This window comes from Pseudomonas sp. B33.4 (assembly GCF_034555375.1).
Lineage (GTDB): Bacteria > Pseudomonadota > Gammaproteobacteria > Pseudomonadales > Pseudomonadaceae > Aquipseudomonas.
Genome location: NZ_CP140706.1, coordinates 3,638,014 through 3,656,601 on the forward strand (window position 1 = coordinate 3,638,014; position 18,588 = coordinate 3,656,601).

The 18,588-nt window shown below is 59.9% G+C and carries 19 protein-coding genes; 9 read left to right on the forward strand and 10 right to left on the reverse strand.

The annotated features are described in order from the left end of the window. Positions 1 to 81 precede the first annotated feature (81 nt). The 7 genes from U6037_RS15885 to U6037_RS15915 form a co-directional block, all read right to left on the reverse strand. Positions 82 to 438, reverse strand: a complete 357-nt coding sequence (locus U6037_RS15885) for a DUF6124 family protein (protein ID WP_007919067.1) — start codon at positions 436 to 438, stop codon at positions 82 to 84. Positions 439 to 557: 119 nt separating this feature from the next. Next, entirely contained in the window at positions 558 to 923 is a 366-nt protein-coding gene (locus U6037_RS15890) for a DUF6124 family protein (protein ID WP_110718657.1), read from the reverse strand. Between the two features lie 479 nt (positions 924 to 1,402). Next, positions 1,403 to 2,428, reverse strand: a complete 1,026-nt coding sequence (locus U6037_RS15895; protein ID WP_322843652.1) for a GlxA family transcriptional regulator — start codon at positions 2,426 to 2,428, stop codon at positions 1,403 to 1,405. A 50-nt stretch (positions 2,429 to 2,478) separates the two neighbouring features. Further along, positions 2,479 to 3,600 carry an agmatine deiminase family protein gene (locus U6037_RS15900; RefSeq protein WP_322843653.1) on the reverse strand — a complete coding sequence of 374 codons (1,122 nt, stop codon included), beginning with the start codon at positions 3,598 to 3,600 and terminating at the stop codon, positions 2,479 to 2,481. Positions 3,601 to 3,646: 46 nt separating this feature from the next. Further along, on the reverse strand, positions 3,647 to 4,750 hold the full coding sequence (locus tag U6037_RS15905; RefSeq protein WP_322843654.1) for an extracellular solute-binding protein: 1,104 nt from the start codon (positions 4,748 to 4,750) through the stop codon (positions 3,647 to 3,649). A 1-nt stretch (position 4,751) separates the two neighbouring features. Next, positions 4,752 to 5,660 (reverse strand): N-carbamoylputrescine amidase, encoded by a 909-nt coding sequence (gene aguB / locus U6037_RS15910; RefSeq protein WP_322843655.1) that lies wholly within the window; start codon positions 5,658 to 5,660, stop codon positions 4,752 to 4,754. Positions 5,661 to 5,664: 4 nt separating this feature from the next. Beyond that, a complete protein-coding gene (locus U6037_RS15915; RefSeq protein ID WP_322843656.1) occupies positions 5,665 to 6,717 on the reverse strand; it encodes an agmatine deiminase family protein in 1,053 nt (350 codons plus the stop codon). Positions 6,718 to 6,828: 111 nt separating this feature from the next. Here U6037_RS15915 and U6037_RS15920 point away from each other — a divergent pair, with 111 nt between their 5' ends. After that, positions 6,829 to 7,689, forward strand: coding sequence for a LysR substrate-binding domain-containing protein (locus tag U6037_RS15920; protein ID WP_322843657.1), 861 nt, complete (start codon positions 6,829 to 6,831; stop codon positions 7,687 to 7,689). On the opposite strand, the gene U6037_RS15925 is transcribed toward U6037_RS15920, so the two are convergent. Continuing rightward, positions 7,667 to 8,593, reverse strand: coding sequence for a LysR family transcriptional regulator (locus U6037_RS15925; RefSeq protein ID WP_322843658.1), 927 nt, complete (start codon positions 8,591 to 8,593; stop codon positions 7,667 to 7,669). The two genes, U6037_RS15920 and U6037_RS15925, sit on opposite strands and share 23 nt — an antisense overlap. A 116-nt stretch (positions 8,594 to 8,709) precedes the next feature. Here U6037_RS15925 and U6037_RS15930 point away from each other — a divergent pair, with 116 nt between their 5' ends. The 8 genes from U6037_RS15930 to U6037_RS15965 all read left to right on the forward strand — a co-directional run bounded on the left by U6037_RS15930 (position 8,710) and on the right by U6037_RS15965 (position 15,482). Continuing rightward, entirely contained in the window at positions 8,710 to 9,102 is a 393-nt protein-coding gene (locus U6037_RS15930; protein ID WP_322843659.1) for a RidA family protein, read from the forward strand. A gap of 89 nt (positions 9,103 to 9,191) precedes the next feature. Further along, entirely contained in the window at positions 9,192 to 9,911 is a 720-nt protein-coding gene (locus U6037_RS15935) for an SDR family oxidoreductase (RefSeq protein WP_322843660.1), read from the forward strand. A 129-nt stretch (positions 9,912 to 10,040) separates the two neighbouring features. After that, a complete protein-coding gene (locus tag U6037_RS15940; RefSeq protein ID WP_220558788.1) occupies positions 10,041 to 10,904 on the forward strand; it encodes a putative selenate ABC transporter substrate-binding protein in 864 nt (287 codons plus the stop codon). Continuing rightward, the gene (locus tag U6037_RS15945; RefSeq protein ID WP_322843661.1) at positions 10,901 to 11,698 is read left to right on the forward strand and encodes a phosphonate ABC transporter ATP-binding protein; all 798 of its coding nucleotides are present in this window, start codon (positions 10,901 to 10,903) and stop codon (positions 11,696 to 11,698) included. The genes U6037_RS15940 and U6037_RS15945 overlap by 4 nt, the downstream gene beginning before the upstream one ends. Further along, complete coding sequence (locus tag U6037_RS15950) at positions 11,692 to 12,516, forward strand: PhnE/PtxC family ABC transporter permease (RefSeq protein ID WP_322843662.1); 825 nt, start codon at positions 11,692 to 11,694, stop codon at positions 12,514 to 12,516. The genes U6037_RS15945 and U6037_RS15950 overlap by 7 nt, the downstream gene beginning before the upstream one ends. Continuing rightward, a complete protein-coding gene (gene phnE, locus U6037_RS15955) occupies positions 12,513 to 13,280 on the forward strand; it encodes a phosphonate ABC transporter, permease protein PhnE (RefSeq protein ID WP_322843663.1) in 768 nt (255 codons plus the stop codon). The genes U6037_RS15950 and phnE overlap by 4 nt, the downstream gene beginning before the upstream one ends. A 188-nt stretch (positions 13,281 to 13,468) precedes the next feature. Then, the gene (locus tag U6037_RS15960; protein ID WP_322843664.1) at positions 13,469 to 15,148 is read left to right on the forward strand and encodes an MFS transporter; all 1,680 of its coding nucleotides are present in this window, start codon (positions 13,469 to 13,471) and stop codon (positions 15,146 to 15,148) included. 118 nt (positions 15,149 to 15,266) lie between these two features. Then, positions 15,267 to 15,482, forward strand: coding sequence for a hypothetical protein (locus U6037_RS15965; RefSeq protein ID WP_322843665.1), 216 nt, complete (start codon positions 15,267 to 15,269; stop codon positions 15,480 to 15,482). 294 nt (positions 15,483 to 15,776) lie between these two features. Here the strand turns inward: U6037_RS15965 and U6037_RS15970 are convergent, their stop codons facing one another. Together U6037_RS15970 and U6037_RS15975 are read right to left on the reverse strand one after the other, a co-directional pair. Then, positions 15,777 to 16,547, reverse strand: coding sequence for a DUF72 domain-containing protein (locus tag U6037_RS15970; protein ID WP_322843666.1), 771 nt, complete (start codon positions 16,545 to 16,547; stop codon positions 15,777 to 15,779). 122 nt (positions 16,548 to 16,669) lie between these two features. Then, positions 16,670 to 18,457: a thiamine pyrophosphate-requiring protein gene (locus U6037_RS15975; RefSeq protein ID WP_322843667.1), complete on the reverse strand. Its 1,788-nt coding sequence runs from the start codon at positions 18,455 to 18,457 to the stop codon at positions 16,670 to 16,672. Positions 18,458 to 18,588: the final 131 nt, after the last annotated feature.

Genomic DNA, 18,588 nt, shown 5'->3' on the forward strand with positions numbered 1-18,588 from the left:
TGGAATGCGTCCCCCTGTAGGAGTGAGCCTGCTCGCGATGACGCCCGACCAAACACCCTCAACCCCGACTAACGTGCGCGATCACTCAGTTGGCACAACAAGATCCAACGCTTTGTTCACCGCCAACTCCCCCAACATGACCACTTGCGCAATGCCCAGTAGGGTATGACGGTTCGATCCCTCCAGCACGCCAGCAAAATTGCCGAGCATGACCGTGGCGGATGCGAGCGAACCGCTGGCATTGCTCAGCAAGGACTCGGCGTCGGATTGCGGGTTGACCATGAACATCGTGCTGGGCGTATAGGGTGTGGCCATGATCGCGGCGGGCAACAGGTAATGGTCGAGCGCACGCTCTGCCGCTTCGTGCAGCTTTCTTGAATTGGGCGATGCGTACGGGGACACCAGGTCTGTGACCGGTGGTTCAGGTGGCTGAGACATCAGCTTAAACTCCAGACAAGAACCGTTGGCGGCTCTTTGATAGAAGGCGTGAAGCGTCGCGATTGCGGACGCTTCCGTGCAAATGAGGGGGCACACCCCCTCGCCTATCTGCATCGCGACTAGTGCGGCAAGCGCTGGTTATCCAGAACTCGACCGACCACCAGCTCACTGAGCATGATCACCTGTTGCAGGATCAGCATCTTTTTGCGCTGTGAAGGGTCGATCACGTCGGCGAGATCTCGGGCCATGTCACTGGCGCAGGACAAGGTTTCAGTGGCTTCGACGAGTAATGTTTCGTTATCAACCGTGGGGTCGATGAGGTAGATCTTGCCGGTCTTGCGGGTGGGTATTGAAGTCTTCAGCGCGGAAGGATTGAGGTAGAAGTTGATCGCGCGGTCGGTGGCCTCTTTGATGTTTTGAGGTTCGAGCGCGGCGTCGTAGGGGATTGGATCGGTTTCTGGCGGGTTTGGCGTAATTTTGAACATAGATGACACTCGCTTAGCAAAAAAATAAGGAGCCATCACTCACGCTACCAAACGAGGTGGTGACCATTGCGCAGGTTGGTAGACCGGTCTAAGCGAGTAAACCCCGGCGCTCCCGAAGGAGCCCCACGCATGGCCACCATATAAAACCGAGCCTCGAAAAGAGACTGCATATAGCGGCGCATTACGCTTAGAAAACGGGCTACCAAACCCGATCACTGTTTTGCAGTGACAGGGAAACGATACAGCCCGCCTCAAGGCGCGTAAGCCGGCGGATTCTGGCGTACGCGTAGGCAACGGCGCAAGGTGTTGTAGCCGTTATGGCGTAACAGTGCGTGTAAGTTAAACGTGTGTGGGTGATGGTGTTTAAAAGCCCCTCACCCTAGCCCTCTCCCCGAGGGAGAGGGGACTGACCGAGGTGTTTGGGCGAGGTTCGCCGACCTGTGATTGCGCGGCGCACTCTGGCTGGGAAACGGCTGGTGTTATTTGACCAGTCGTTTTTCTTTGGAAGGTCTGTAGCCGAAATATGAGCTGTAGCATTTGCTGAAATGGCTTGGCGAGACGAAGCCGCAAGCGACTAGCACTTCGACTTGCGACAGCTCAGTGTGCTGCAACAACCGTCGCGCTTCGGTGATGCGCAGTTCCAGGTAATAACGCTGCGGCGTGGTGCCCAGTTGCTCCTTGAACAAACGCTCCAACTGGCGACGGGATCGGCCGGCGTACACCGCCAATTGCTCCAACTCCAGCGGCTCCTCCAGATTGGCATCCATCAGTTTCACCACTTCACGCAGCGGCGCACTGACGCAGATGTTCTCGTCCGGTTTGATCCGCCGGTAGCGCGATTCCTCGAAGGCCAGAATATCTTCGATACCTTCGACCAACGCCTTGCCGTGCAGGCTTTTGATCCAGTCCAGCGCCATATGAAACGCCCCGGACGGACTCGACGCCGTGAGCCGATCGCGATCAATCACGTAGGGTTCACTGCTGACGTGGGTGGCTTTGGCGATTTCGGTCAGTGCCGGGCGGTGCTCCGGGTGGATCGCGCAGCGATAGCCGTCGAGCAATCCGGCGCGACCGAGAAACCACGAGCCATTCCACAACCCGGCGAGCGAGATGCCGCGCTCTGCTGCCGATCTGAGCAAGCCGATAAACTCATCACTTGCGCGCAGTTCGGTGCGATAACCGCCACACACCACGAGCAGATCCAGCTGCTGAAGCGCAGCCAAATCAAGACGTGCATCGGGGCGGATCACCAGGCCCAGATCACTGATGACTTCACCGTCGCCCAAACCAAACGTGCGCGAGGAAAACAACCCCGGACGCAACAGGTTGGTAGTGACAACGGTGTCCAGCGCTTGGGTAAACGCCGGTAGCGAAAAGTGTTCGAGCAGCAGAAAACCAGTGCGGGTCATGCGCGGGTCTTCCGCGCTTTGCTCATTCAGATAGCGGAGGTTTTTCCCCTTCATGCCTCCGCTGAATTGGCGTCGTTCGATCAAGTTGTGGTCCATCGGTCATGTTGTTATGCGCCGATAGTTGGCTTGATCCGCGTCAGAGTCAATCACGCCTGTGGTTGATGGCTGGTCACGCAGTGAATTCCGCCACCGCCAGCGGCGATGGCATCGATGTTGAGCTGGACGATTTCGCGATCCGGATACAGTTGCGACAACAGATCGAAAGCCTTTTTGTCTGCCGCTTTATCGCCAAACTCCGGGGCGATGATCGCGCCGTTGATGACGAAGTAATTGATGTAACCGGCGGCAAAGTCCGGGTTGTTCTGGTTGAACTTGCTTTTGCGCGGTTTCAGCGGCGGCGACATCGTGTGGATCTGCAGTTTGCGGCCATCGGCATCGGTGGCGTTCTTGAGGATTTCCAGGTGCGCCAGGGTGACCTTGTGATCGTAGGATTCAGGGTCGGTGTCGAGGTTGGCAATCACCACGCCGGGCTTGATGAAGCGCGCGTAGAAATCGACGTGGGCGTCAGTGATGTCCTTGCCCTTGATCCCCGGCAGCCAGATGATTTTGCGCAGGCCCAGACGCTCCTTCAGTTCAGCTTCGACATCGGCCTTGCTCCAGTCCGGATTGCGGTTGCTGTTGATCCAGCTGCTCTCGGTCATGATCCCGGTGCCGTGACCGTCGACTTCGATGCCGCCGCCCTCGCCCACCAGATCGGTACGAATGTACGTGGCTTGCGCGTCGTCGGCGACCACTGCAGCGATCTTCGAGTCTTTACTGTGCTGCTGTTTGCCACCCCAACCGTTGAAGTTGAAGTCCACCGCGCCGAGACCACCCTTGTCGTCGATGACGAAGTTGGCGCCGATGTCGCGCATCCAGATGTCATCCAGCCCGGCAGTGACATAAGTGATATTGCGCGTACCACAGAATTCTTCGGCGAGGCTGCGTTCGTTCTTGCGGCAGAACACGGTGACCGGTTCAAACCGGGCAATGGCGCGGGCGATGCGGCCGAGGGCTGCCTGGACGTCTCCGGTGAAGTCTTCCCAGATCGCGTCCTGCGCGCCGAAAGCGATGTAGGCGCGCTCATGTTTATCGCCCTCGTCGGGCATGAACCAGCGACCTTGGGCAGCGGCGAATACTTTGCCCGGCGACAGGCCAAGACCCATAAATGCCGCGCCGACACCGGCGGCGACCGTGACTTGTTTGATGAACTCACGACGAGTCGACATCTTGCTATTCCTGTAAATAAGGGCCGGCGAACGCGCCGGCCATTGATCATTTGCCAGTGGCAGTCTTGAATTTGGTCCAGGTGCGCATGCGCGCGCGCATGTCGGCCTGAGGAATATCCTTGCCCGGAATCAATCGAGCATAGGTCGCCTCGTCAAGGTAGATATCCGGGTTGTCGCGCATGCTTTCATCAACACTCGCCCGCGCCTTGGCGTTGGAAGTCGGGTAACCGGTGAAATTGCTGATCGCTGCCATGTTCTGCGGGCGCATGACGAAGTTGATGAACGCGTAGGCGTATTCCGGGTGCTTGGCGTCAACCGGAATGGCCATGGTGTCCATCCACACCGTGGTGCCTTCGCGCGGCACGCGATACTGGAAGCGCGTGTGTTTGCCGGCGCTGTCCGAGGTGCGCTGAGCCTGGGTCATGTCGCCGCTGTAGCCGAGTGACAGGCACAGGTTGCCGTTGACCAGATCGGTCACCGGTTGCGACTGGAACTTGCGGATGTACGGACGCAGCTTCATCAGCAGTTCACTGGCGGCGGCCAGATCCTCGGCTTTGCCGCTGCGCGGATCGCGACCGAGGTAATTGAGCACCACCGCCAAGGCTTCGTCTGGCGAGTCGATCATCGAGATGCCGCAATCGGCAAACTTCGCCGCCAGCTCCGGTTTGAACAGCATGTCGAGGCTGTTCACCGGCGCATCGGCCATGCGCTGTTTGATCTGTTCTTCGTTGTAGGTCAGGCCGATGGTGCCCCAGGTGTAAGGCACCGTGGCTTTGCTGGAGTGCTCGTAATGGCCGCGCAGCTTCTGCAAACCGGGTTCGATGTCGGCCAGCTCGGTCAGCTTCGTTTGATCCAGCGGCATCAGGCTGCCGGCGCGCATCAAGCGCTCGGCGACAGTGTCGCCGGGAAAGATCAGGTCATAACCGCTGCCGCCGGAGAGCATCTTCGCCTCCAGTGTTTCGCTGCCGTCCATGACGTCGTAGATCACCTTGATCCCGGTTTCGGCGGTGAAGCGACTCAAGGTGTCTTCGGCAAAATAATCCGCCCAGTTGTACAGCCGCAGGGTTTTGTCTTCGGCGTGCAGCGACGGTATCAAGCAGATCAGCGCCAGGCCGATCGCGCCGCGCAAGCGTTTGTGATGGGTAGCCATGTCAAACCCCTTGGGTGTTCCAGCGTGCATGAAGGTGGCGACCGTCCTGACTGAGCAACGGCCCGTACATGTCAGGCCGACGATCGCGATAGATGCCCCAGCTCAAACGCTCTTCGCGCATCGCCGCCAGATCGAGACGCTGCACCAGCACACCGCTGCTGTCGCGGTCAGCGTTGGCGAGCAGTTGGCCCTTGTGATCGCTGATGAACGACGAACCGTAGAAGCTCATTTGCAGGTTCGAATCGGTGGTCGCGGTTTCTCGACCGACCCGATTCGATGCCACCACCGGCAGCAGATTGGCAGCGGCATGGCCGCGCATGGTCATCTGCCAGTGATCGCGGGAATCCAGCGCCGCGCAGCCTGGTTCCGAGCCGATCGCCGTCGGGTACAGCAGTACTTCAGCGCCCATCAGCGCCAGGCAACGGGCGGTTTCCGGGAACCACTGATCCCAGCAGATACCCACGCCGAGACGGCCGAACGCGGTGTCCCAGACTTTGAAACCGGTGTCGCCGGGGCTGAAATATTCCTTCTCCTGATAGCCGATGGCGTTGGGAATATGGGTCTTGCGATACACACCCAACAGGCGCCCGTCAGCATCGGCCACACTCAGCGAATTGAAGTAGGCGTTGCCGGCCTTTTCGAACCAGCTCAGCGGCAATACCACACCCAACTCGCGGGCCAGCGCGGCGAAGCGCGCGAGCACACGGCTGTCGCGATATTCCTCGGCCAACGCCATGTGTTTATGGCTTTGTTCGATGCAGAAGTACGGAGTGGCGAAGAGCTCCTGCAACAGGATCACTTGCGCGCCCTGCTGCGCTGCGTCACGGACGAGTTGCTCGGCGCGATCAAGGTTGCCGGGTAAATCCCAGGTGCACGGCATCTGGGTGGTCGCGATGGTCAGAATGCTCATGCGTTCAACCTCTCAGCGGCCAGGCTGGCTGCTGCTGCGTGATGCAATGCACCCCGCCGCCGCCATGGGCCAAATGATTGATCCGCACCGGCACCACTTCGCGGCCGGGGAAGGCTTGCTCCAGCACTTTGGCGGCGACGTTGTCAGCCTCGATGCCATACGCCGGCATGATGATCGCGCCGTTGGCGATGTAGAAATTGGTGTACGAGGCGCAGAACACTTCGGCTTCGGTGTCGACCGCATCGGAGGCTTCGAACAGTTCGATCAGTTCGAATTTGCGTCCCTGCGCATCGGTGGCCAGTTCCAGTGCTCGGCGGTTTTCTCGGGCTACTTCGGCGTAGACCGACGACTTGTCGTGGGTGGCGTCAACCAGCAGCACACCCGGACGGGCGAAGGCGCAGACGCCATCGACGTGGCCATCGGTCATATCGCCAGTGACGTAATCCGGATCGCCCGGCAACCAGACGGTTTTCTTCACGCCGAGCAAGCGGCTGAAGATCTCTTCCATCTCGCCTTTGCTCATGCCGGGGTTGCGATTGGGGTTAAGCAACACCGATTCAGTGGTGATCAGCGTGCCTTCACCGTCGACATGAATCGCCCCGCCCTCGTTGCTCAGCGGCGTGCCGAAGCATTCCCGGCCGAGGTGATTGAGCGCGCGGCGCGCCAGACTTTCGTCCAGATCGTGCGCCGACTTCCCGCCCCAGGCGTTGAAGCGCCAGCTCACGCCGGCCAGCCCTTGCTGCGGATGACAGACAAAGGTCGGGCCGGAATCGCGGCACCAACTGTCATTCACTGCCAGCGGGATCAATTCAATGTTCGGCCCGCACAAGGCTCTGGCGCTGGCGATGGCCGATGGATCGACCACCAGTTTCACCGGTTCGAAACGAGCAATGGCGTTGGCGACGCGTGCGAAATCTTCCTGCACCTGCGCCAGGGTCACGCGCCAACCGGATTCCCACAACGTCTGGTTGTGCGGCCAGACCATCCACGTCGCGGCGTGGGTCACCCACTCTGCCGGCATCATCCAGGCGCTGTTTTTTTTGTCGTTGTGCTGCATGATAAGCCTCGTTAGTTAAGCCGTTGTGTTCAATGGGCTTATGCTACGACCCATAAAAACGGCAAACAAACGATGGATTTTGCGGACAACTGATTAGAGGAGCTTATCGATATGCTTAAACACTGGCCGCCGCTCAGCTCTCTGCGTGGCTTCGAAGCCGCCGCCCGGCTCGGCAGTTTTCACAAGGCTGCCGAGGAGTTGAGCCTCACGCAGTCGGCGATCAGTCAGCAGATCCGCAGCCTTGAGACGTACCTGGACCAGCCGCTGTTTTTCCGCAGCGGTCGCAGCGTGGCGTTGACCGATGCCGGCCACGATTTGCTCAGCACCACGCAAGCGATGCTGCAGCAATTGGCGGTGGGGATTCGGCGTCTGGGCCAGTATCAGAAACCCAACCAACTGGTGCTCAACACCACCCCGGCGTTTGCCCGGCATTGGTTGCTGCCACGCTTGGCGGATTTTCGCGCGCAGCATCCCGAGGTTGATCTGTGGATCTACAGCACCGATGAAGTGCCGGACATGGCCACGCAGACCATTGATCTGGCGGTGCGCGACGACATCAGTTCACAGGTCGAATGCAGCTTCAACGTGCTGCACGCCGACCGACTCTTTCCGGCGTGCCATCCGCGCCTGCTCCAAGTCGCTCAAGCAGAGCGCACCACCTTGCATGGCGAGCGCGAAATGGACTGGAGTCATTGGGCGGTCGAGGCCGGGATCGACGTCGGTCAGCGGGATCAGGGATTGAATTTTTCCGATCCCGGGCTGCTGCTCGACGCCGCCTGTTCAGGGCTTGGCATTGCGCTGGTCAGTCAACTGCTCAGCCGTCAGGCGCGGGCTGACGGCTTGTTGCAACCTTTGGTCGAGAACACCATTCGCGGGCCGAACTGGGCGCTGTTGACCCACCGCGACAGTGAGCATGATCCGCTGGCGCGCAGTTTCAGTGAATGGCTGATCAATAACCTGGCCGATCAATGACCGGTGCATGCTGCGCCATCACCTCGACAATCCAGTCGATGAATACACGCAGCTTGAGGCTGACATGCCGGTTCGGCGGATAAGCCACATAGAGCGGCATCGGCTCGAGTTGCCAGTCCGCGAACAGCGGCACCAGTTCGCCGCGCGCCTCGTGTTCGGCAGACATGTATTTGGGCAGCCACAGCACACCCAAGCCCGCCAGACCTGCCGCGAGGTAGGCATTACCATCATCGACGGCGAGCACGTGGCGTCCTTTGATTTGCAGGTTTTCACTGGCGTTGTGCAAGGCATACGGCACCGGTTTGCCGGTGCGTGCCCAGAGGAAACCGACCACGCGATGATGGCTGTCTTCCAGTTCCCTTGGATGCGCAGGTGTGCCCGCGCGTGCCAGATAGTGCGGTGCGGCGAATACACCCAACTGCAGATCGGCGACCTTGCGCGCCATCAGCGACAGGTCCATCAGTTCGCCGCCACGCACCACGCAGTCGACATTCTCATCAATGATGTCGACGATGCGGTCGCTGACGCCCATGTCGATCTGGACATCCGGATAACGCGCGTGAAACTCAGGCAGGGCCGGCACCAGAATCAACCGCGCCAGCGGGCTCGGCACGTCCACGCGCAACCGTCCCTTGGGCAACGCCGCCGCGCCGGGCAGGCTGGTTTCGGCGTCGTCCATATCGGCCAGCAACTTGATCACTCGCTCGTAATAAACCGCGCCGTCGTTGGTGACGTTGACCTTGCGCGTAGTGCGGTTAAGCAACTTGACTCGCAGCCGTGCCTCCAACTGCTGAACCAGTTGCGTCACGGTGGTTTTGCTCATGTGCAAGGTTTCCGCCGCTTTGGTGAAACTCCCCGCCTCGACCACCCGGGCGAAGGCTTGCATTGCGTCAAAACGGTCCAAGGTGCGCCCTCGATTGTTTGGATTTCACAAACAGTGAACGCCAAGCTTGCGCGTTTATCGCCCGCCTGCAAATACCTACAGTGGCTCCATCAACTCAAATGAAGGAGACACCCCCCATGACTCAGCGCGACGTTGTTTTCCCACCCGCACGCCGCACACTTTACGAACGCCATCGCTATTCGCCAGCCATTCGCTCCAACGGTTTTCTGTTTGTCTCGGGACAGGTCGGCAGCACCGAGGACGGCACGCCAGAGCCGGATCTGAAAAACCAGGTGCGTCAGGCTTTCACCAACCTCAATGCAATCCTTGCAGAGGCCGGTGCCAGCTTCGATGACGTGGTCGATGTCACCGTGTTTATCGTTGACCCCCAGTCGAAATTCGAGACGATCTGGGATGTGGTGCTGACCGAGTTCTGGGGCGAGGCACCGCATCCGACGGTGACGGCGGTTGGCGTGACCTGGCTGTATGGGTTTGATTTCGAGATCAAGGTGATTGCCAGGTTGCCGTAAATATCCGGACACACCCATTCGTTTGCCATTTCAGAGGTCGTCTGTTTGCATGCTGTCCCACATCAGCATTCAGATCAGGGAGAGGATCGATGAACATTTTGGTGGTGGGTGCCAGTAAAGGCTTGGGCCGAGCTTTTATCGAAGGTTTGGGTAACGCGGGAGACACGCTGATTGGTGTGTCCCGCACGCGTCCCGAAGGTTTGATGTTCGAGGCAGAGCGTCCAGTACGCTGGGTGGAAGCCGATCTGATGAACCCGGCCAAAGCCGCGCATACCATCGAGCAGGCGGTGGTCGACAATGGGCTGGATACGCTGATCTACAACCTTGGCATCTGGGAAGAGTCGGCTTTCGATCCAGCCTATGACTTTCTCGACAGTCCGGACGACGAATTGCAAGCCATCGTCAGTTGCAACATCAGCTCAACGATCCTGTTGATCAAACGCCTGCTTCCCCTCCTGCTGAAAAGCGCCCATCCCAGAATCATCCTCACCGGATCAACCTCGGGCCTGCCGCAAAGCGGACGCCCGGAAGTCGCTTTCGGCGCCTCGAAATTCGCCCTGCGCGGGATCGCCGAAACGTTGCGCGAAGGCTACCGGCATCAGCGTCTGGCAGTCACCAGCCTTAATCTTGGTTATCTGAACACCGAAGACCTGCTGAGCACGCCGCGGGATTTGGCGTCGCAACGTGGCGAGGGTCAATTGATTCCCGTGCACGATGTCGTCGACGTGGTGCGCATGATCCTGAGTCTGTCCTCGGCCAGCTACGTCAAAGAGCTCACGCTCCCGGCGATACTCGACGAACGTTTTTGACCACTGCAGCCCCGATGGCGCTGGCCTTTGCGCGTGGGAATACGTATAACCACGCCGATTCGTCTACCCTCACGTAGCGCCCTGGTTCAGCACTTCACACTTTTTGACGCTCACGAAACGGAGAATTCCATGCTCAAACGAACACTGGCACTGACCGCCGGCCTGGCCCTGTCCTTTTCTGCATTCATGGCTCAGGCCGCCGACGTTCTGCGCGTCAGCGCGATTCCCGATGAAGCGCCGACCGAACTGCTGCGCAAGTTCGAACCGCTTGGCGCGTATCTGGAACAACAACTGGGCATGAAAGTGCAGTTCGTGCCAGTGGCCGACTACCCGGCAGTGGTTGAAGCCCTCGCGACCGATCGCCTCGACATGGCCTGGCTCGGCGGTTTTACCTTTGTGCAGGCGCGTTTGAAGACTGACGCAACGACGCCAGTCATTCCGCTGGTTCAGCGCGAGCAGGACGCGCAGTTCACCAGCAAATTCATCACCGCCGACCCGAACGTACATAGCCTCGCCGACCTCAAGGGCAAGACCTTCGCCTTCGGTTCGGTGTCGTCGACCTCCGGCAGCCTGATGCCGCGTTACTTCATGCTGAAAAACGACAACATCAAACCTGAAGGTTATTTCAGCCGCGTCGCCTACTCCGGCGCGCACGACGCCACCGTGGCCTGGGTGCAGGCCGGCAAGGTCGATGCCGGTGTGCTGAACGCCAGTGTCTGGCAGAAGCTGGTGGATGCCGGCAAGGTCGACACCAACAAGGTCAAAGTCTTCGCCACCACGCCGACCTACTTTGATTACAACTGGACCGTGCGCGGCACCCTCGACCCAGCGCTCGCGGCGAAGATCAAAAAAGCCTTCCTTGACCTGGACCCGGCCAACCCTGAGCAAAAGAAGATTCTTGATCTGCAAGCCGCCAGCCGTTTCATCGACACCAAGCCCGAGAACTACAAGGGCATCGAGGAAGCCGCCCGCGCCGCCGAACTGCTGAAATGACCCTACGCCTCAAACACGGCAGCCTGCGCCACGCCAATGGAGTCGACGCCCTGCGCGATGTCGACTTGCAGATTGGCGTTGGCGAACAGGTCGCCATCATTGGCCCGTCCGGGGCCGGTAAATCGAGTTTGCTCAACCTGCTGGCCACCGCACTGCGGCCCAGCAGTGGTGAGATCGAAGTGCTCGGCGAACGCGCCTGGCACTTGTCCGCCCGCCAGCGTCAACGTCTGCGCGCGCGGATTGGTCTGGTGCATCAGGCACCGCCGCTGCCACCGCGTCAGCGCGTGGTCACGGCGGTGCTGGCCGGCAAGCTCGGCCAATGGAGTCTGGGTAAAAGTCTTCTGAACCTGTTGCATCCGCTGGATGTAGCAGGTGCGCGCGCGGCGCTGGCGCGGCTGGATCTGGGCGACAAACTCTTCGCCCATTGCCAGCAATTGTCCGGCGGCCAGTTGCAGCGCGTCGGCATTGCCCGCGTGTTGTATCAGGCGCCGGAGATTCTGCTGGCCGACGAACCGGTGTCGGCGATGGACCCGGTGATGGCCGGGCACACGCTGTCGATCCTCTCGCGCCATGCCCGCGAACATAACGTCACGCTGGTGGCGAGCCTGCACGCGGTGGATCTGGCGTTGTCGCACTTTCCACGGATCATCGGTTTGCGTGACGGGCAGATTCTGTTCGACAGCCCTTCCGGGCAAGTCAGCCACGAGATGCTCGATGCGCTGTACGCCAACGAAAAACTGCAATCGCCGACCGCTGCGGTGGCGCCTCTGACTGTGCAGATTCCACGATGCTGAAGGCTGATTCACGCGATCCAGCGGCGGGGCCACGACTGCTACTGACGCTGCTGGCGATTGCCTTGTTGTGGCCGGGCATTCAGCTCAGTGAATTGAATCTGGGCGTGTTACTGCCCGACAGCCAGAATGAAATGGGCCGTTTTGTCGCGCAATTCTGGCCACCGGCGCACGACGGGGAGTTTCTTCAGTTACTGTTGAAAGCGACTCTGCAAACCTTGGCCATCGCCACCGCCGGCATGGCATTGGCGCTGTTATTGGCAATACCGGCCGGCCTGATCGCCAGCCGGGCGCTGTCGCTATCCGCCGCCTCACGCGGTGGCGTGCCAAGCCGACTGGGGCGTCTGTTGCGCTGGCCGGTGCGCGGGATGTTGATTTTTCTGCGCAGCGTGCCGGAAATCGTCTGGGCGCTGCTGTTCGTGCGCGCCGTAGGGTTGGGACCGGCAGCCGGTGTGCTGGCCATCGCCATTACCTACAGCGGCATGCTCGGCAAAGTCTACGCGGAGATTTTCGAATCGACCGATCAGCGTCCGGCGCACGCGTTGTTGCAGGCCGGCAGTGGTCGACTGGCAGCGTTTGCTTACGGTACGTTGCCCAATGTCGCGGGGGAACTGCTTTCCTACACGGTTTATCGTTGGGAATGCGCGATCCGCGCGTCAGTGGTGATGGGATTTGTCGGCGCCGGAGGTTTGGGGCAGCAGATTGACCTGTCAATTCGCATGTTCGCCGGTGGTGAAGTCGCCAGTATTTTGCTGTGCTTTCTGATTCTGGTTTTGGGCGCCGATCAACTCAGCCGCTTGCTGCGCTGGAGGCTGACATGAATCGGCTGATCAACCTGTTGCTGATTGCCGGCATCGCGCTGGCTGTCATCGCCTCGTTTGCCTATCTGGGTCTGGATCTCGGCGAACTGGGCAGCACCACCAGTCTCAAGCAGATGGGCGCCTATGTGCAGCGTTTTCTCAGCCCGGACCTGAGCGCGGATTACCTCAAAGCAATATTGCACGGCTCGATGGAAACCCTGGCCATGTCGGCCCTCGGCACGCTGCTCGCGGCGGTTTTCGGCATCGCTTTGGCCCTGCCCGCCGCCGGGCGTTTTGGCTGGCCGCTGCAAAGTGCTTCACGTCTGCTGCTCAACGCCTTGCGGGCGATTCCGGAACTGGTCTGGGCGGCTCTGATGGTGCTTGCCGCCGGCCTTGGCCCGAACGCCGGCACCCTCGCCCTCGCCCTGCACACCACTGGCGTACTTGGGCGGTTGTTCGCCGAAGCGCTGGAGAATACCCCGCCGCAACCCGCCGATGCGATTCGTTTGCAGGGCGGCAATCCACTCCTCGCGTTCTGCTACGGCACCTTGCCGAACCTTGCGCCGCAGCTGCTCGCTTACGTTCTGTACCGCTGGGAAAACAACATCCGCATGGCCAGTGTGCTCGGTTTTGTCGGCGCCGGCGGGCTTGGGCAAATGCTCTATGTAAGCCTCAGCCTGTTTCAGGAAGCCCAGGCCAGCACGGTGATTCTGGCGATGCTGGTGCTGGTGTTTGTGGTCGACTGGTTGAGTGCCTGGAGTCGGCAGCGCTGGGTGAAGGCGTAGTGTGCAGGCCGGCGAGTGGATATCTGGCAAAAGCTGATTATGCTTCAGGAAACCTCGCAGCCATGCGAGGCGGTCAGACTGTGCAAGTTTCACGCGAGAGCAGTTGCGGCATTTGCCACAAGGCCAGAGTGCGATAAGCGGTAACGGGGGACTCCGGCCTAAAACAATAAGCACGACGGAGAACACCCATGGCCACAATCGACACAGCTTCCACCGGCAGTCCACCGCGCAGCGGCGGCATCACCAAGGAGGAGCGCAAGGTCATCTTCGCCTCCTCGCTCGGCACGGTTTTCGAGTGGTACGACTTTTACCTCTACGGCTCACTGGCGGCGATCATCGCCAAGCACTTCTTCGCCGGCGTCAACGAAACCACCGCGTTCATTTTTGCCCTGCTGGCGTTTGCCGCGGGGTTCGCGGTGCGGCCGTTCGGGGCGATTGTGTTCGGCCGGCTCGGCGACATGATCGGGCGCAAGCACACGTTTCTCATCACCATCGTCATCATGGGTGTCTCGACAGCGATTGTCGGTATTTTGCCCGGCTACGCGACTATCGGTGTCGCTGCCCCGGTCATCCTGATTACCCTGCGCTTGCTGCAAGGTCTGGCGCTAGGTGGCGAGTACGGCGGTGCAGCGACGTATGTGGCCGAGCACGCCCCCCGCAACAGACGCGGCTTTTTCACTTCATGGATTCAAACCACTGCGACCCTCGGCCTGTTTCTGTCGCTGCTGGTGATTCTCGCCTGCCGCACGGCACTGGGCACTGAAGCCTTCGAAGCGTGGGGCTGGCGGATTCCTTTTCTGCTGTCGATCCTGCTGTTGATCGTCTCGGTGTACATCCGCCTGCAACTGAGCGAGTCACCGGTGTTCCAGAAGATGAAGGCTGAAGGCAAGGCGTCGAAAGCGCCACTGACCGAGTCTTTCGCGCGCTGGGACAACCTAAAAGTGGTGATCATGTCGCTGCTCGGCGGTACGGCCGGGCAAGCGGTGGTCTGGTACACCGGGCAGTTCTACGCGCTGTTCTTCTTGCTGCAAACGCTGAAGATCGACCCGCAGACCGCCAACCTGTTGATCGCCGGTTCGCTGCTGATCGGCACGCCGTTCTTCGTGATTTTCGGGAGTCTTTCTGACCGTATCGGGCGCAAGCCGATCATCATGGTCGGCTGCATGCTGGCGGCGCTGACCTACTTCCCGATCTTCCATGCGCTGACCCAGTACGGTAACCCCGACGTGTTCATCGCTCAGGAGAAAAACCCGGTCAAAGTCATCGCCAACCCCGACCAGTGCTCGTTCCAGTTCGACCCGGTGGGCAAGGCCAAATTCACCAGTTCCTGCGATCTGGCGAAGACCCTTTTGGCAAAACGGGCGATCCCTTATGAGAACGTGATCGCCGAACCGGGCACCGTCGCGCAAGTGCGCATCGGTGACAAAGTCGTCGAGAGCTTCGAAGGCAGTGCCCTGCCTGCCGCTGACTTCAAGACGCGCAACGACGCGTTCACCGCTACCCTCGGCACCGCGCTCAAAGAGGCCGGTTATCCAGAGAAAGCCGACCCGGCGAAAACCAACTACCCGATGGTGCTGCTCCTGCTCACCGTGCTGGTGATCTACGTGACCATGGTCTACGGGCCGATTGCGGCGTGGCTGGTCGAGCTGTTCCCGACCCGCATCCGCTACACCTCGATGTCACTGCCGTATCACATCGGCAACGGCTGGTTCGGTGGCTTCCTGCCGACGGTGGCTTTCGCCATGGTCGCGGCCACGGGGGATATCTACTACGGCTTGTGGTATCCGATCGTGATTGCAGTCATGACCGCGGTACTGGGCACGTTCTTCCTGCCGGAAACCAAGGATCGCGACATTCTCAAGGACTGAAAACTGTCAGCGCGCCCTCTCCACCGCGGGAGGGCGCCATTCGGCACAATCCGGCAAAAATATCGAACGCCTGCCGCACTGCCTGCCTCCAATGTTTACACCACTGGAGGTCACCCACATGAACAGCAACGATAAAACCCCGAACGCCCCGCCAACTGATACGTCCGGCAAACCGGTGAACGTCGTCGAGCGTGATCTTGAAGACAGGGATGATGACACAGAGGCCGTGGATGAGATCATCACGCCCTCGTCCACAAGAGTGAAAGAGCAAGACGCCGAGACGCTGCAGCGCAAGATCGATGAGATCGAGCGCAAAGTGGCCGACGGTAATTAGTGGTTTGCAGGCGATCGCAACTGTCTGCTGGATCTCCCCCCTCACCCCAGCCCTCTCCCCCAGGGGCGAGGGGGAAAGGGAGCCGATTTTTGTGCTCTTCAAATCTTGCGTTCAACTCGGTCTTTCAAGTCGGCGCTACTTGCACAAACACCTCGGTCAGTCCCCTCTCCCTCGGGCACGAGGGGAAAGGAAGCCGATTTGTAGGCTTTTCAGAGCTTGAGTTCACCTCAGTCTTTCAGGTCGGCGTTACTTGCACAAACACCTCGATCAGTCCCCTCTCCCTCTGGGAGAGGGCTAGGGTGAGGGCTGCTTCGCCGGGTTGAGTTTCACGGCCGCACGTATCTGCTCCCAATCGGCCGTCAGTGTGGCCAGCGTCAAAGCGTTGCTCAGTGCTGCGCCGCTGGCGGTGTTGTCGAAAATGCACCAGGTCGCCGCACCTGCTGCAGCCGCTGACTGCAAGGCTTGTGCGAGATTATGCAGGTAAGGTGCATCGTAGGCGCTGTGGTAAATGCGCGGTGAACCGTGCAGGCGCCAATATCGGGTTCCCGCCCAGCCACTGGGCGCAGCATCACTGCTGATGCGCGAGGGATCGACGGCCGCTTGGGCGATCTGACAAGTCTTCAGCATTGGCTCAGCGCTGACCCACGATGTATGCCGTGGTTCAAGCACCACGGCGCCGCAGAAGCGCTGGCGCAATGTCACGAAGAAGGCTTCGGCGATGGTTTCGTCGAATGCCAGCGATGGCGGCAATTGCACGAGCAGGCAACCCAGGCGCTCGCCCAGACCGCCGCATTCAGCCAGAAATTTATCCAGCGCCGCCTCGCAACCCGCCAGGCGCAATTCATGGGTGATGTGTTTGGGTATTTTCACAGAAAAGCGGAAAGCCTCCGGTACGCCATCGGCCCAACGCTCATAGGTTTGTCGACGATGCGGACGGTAGAACGAGCTGTTGATTTCCACGCAGTTGAGGCGCGAAGCGTAGCGCTGTAAGTGCGTACCGTCTGCCGCAAATGCCGGCCAATGCTCGCGCCCCAGACTCCAGCCTGCGCAGCCCACATAAATCAAAAGTCCACCTCCTGACCTGTAGGAGCTGCCGAAGGCTGCGATCTTTTGATTTTGTTTTTAAAGATCAAGATCAAAAGATCGCAGCCTCCGGCAGCTCCTACAGTTGTCTGTCGATTAACCGGTTATTTTTTGCCGGGCAACACGGCGCCGAGCACCTGTTTCGCGGTTTGCATGATCACCCCGGCCTCATCCGGATCGCCCTTGAGCAAGGTCGTGGCGAACTTCTTCGCCTGCTCAAGTTTGATGTGCGGCGGCAGCGGCGGCACGTTCGGGTCAGTCTTGAACTCGATCAGCACCGGCACCTCCGAGGCCAGAGCCTTTTCCCAGGCAGCGGCGACGTCTTCTTCACGATCGACAAAAATGCCTTTCAGGCCGATGGAAATGGCAAACAAGTGATAAGGCACGTCGGGAATACTTTGCGAAGCTTCGAACTTTGGATCGCCCTCCATCACCCGCTGCTCCCACGTGACCTGATTGAGATCCTCGTTGTTGAACACCGCGCAGATCCATTTCGGACTTGCCCACTGCCGCCAGTATTTGGCGACGGTGATCAATTCGGCCATGTTGTTCATCTGCATCGCGCCATCGCCCACCAGCGCAATGACCGAACGCTGGGGATAAGCAAACTTGGCGGCAATCGCATAAGGCACAGCGGCGCCCATGGACGCGAGGCCACCGGATAATGAGCACTGCATGCCACGGCGGATTTTCAGGTCACGGGCAAACCAGTTGGCGCACGAGCCGGAGTCGCTGGTGATGATTGCGTTATCGGGCAGGCGCGGCGACAGCTCATACACCACCCTTTGCGGGTTGACCGGGTCGGCTTTGGCCATCGCCCGTTTTTCCAGGGTTTTCTCCCAGCTACCACGCCAGCCTTCGATTTTCTTGCGCCACTTGTTTGAGGTTTTCTGTTCGAGTAGCGGCAACAACGCGGCAAGGGTTTCCGCCGAATCACCGACCAGATTGACCTCCATCGGATAGCGCAGGCTGAGCATGTCGGGTTGCAAATCGATCTGCACGCCGCGCGCCTGGCCTTCCTTGGGCAAAAACTCCGCGTAGGGAAAGCCTGAACCAATCATCAGCAAGGTGTCGCATTCGTTCATCAGCTTGTAGCTCGGTTCGGTGCCGAGCAGGCCGATGCTGCCGGTGACCCAAGGCAGATCATCCGGTAACACGGCTTTACCCAACAGGGCCTTGGCGACGCCGGCGCCGAGTTTTTCCGCCACCGCAATGACTTCATCAGTCGCTTGCAATGCCCCGGCGCCGACCAGGATCGCAACCTTTTCTCCGGCGTTCAAAACGTCGGCCGCGCGCTGCAGATCAGCGTCGTACGGCACTACTTTCGGTTTCGTGTAACCGACACCGGAATGGGCGGTGCCATGCTCGCGCGCCGGCGCTTCGTATTTCAGCTCCTGCAAATCGTTGGGCAGAATGAGCGCGGTCACCCGGCGCTCACCGACTGCGGTGCGCACTGCACGGTCGAGCAGATGCCGAACCTGCGAAGGCGCTGACGCTTGTTGCACGAATGCTCCGGCGACATCCTTGAACATCGACACCAGATCAAGCTCTTGCTGATAGTGACTGCCGAGCGCCGTGCGCGCCTGCTGGCCGACGATGGCCAGCACCGGCATGTGATCCAGGCGCGCATCGTAGAGGCCGGTGATCAGGTGCGAAGCGCCGGGGCCGGAAGTGGCGATGCACACACCCAACTCGCCAGTGAACTTGGCATGCGCCGAGGCCATGAACGCGGCCATTTCTTCATGGCGTGCCTGGATGAATTCGATTTTTCCCTTGGCCCGGCTGAGCGCGCCGAACACGCCGTTGATGCCGTCACCCGGATAGCCAAAAATCCGCGTAACGCCCCATTGGCTGAGCCGCTCAACCAGAAAGTCTCCTACGGTCATCGTCATCTTGATCCTCGTCTTTCTCCGCTGCATGGAGCTGCCCCGACGGAACATCCGCCGGGAGGTGTAAGGGTCTGGACAGTCGGCTTGTCGGCGAAGTTTCGATTGATTTCCCTGAACCGATCCTTGTTTGCGCA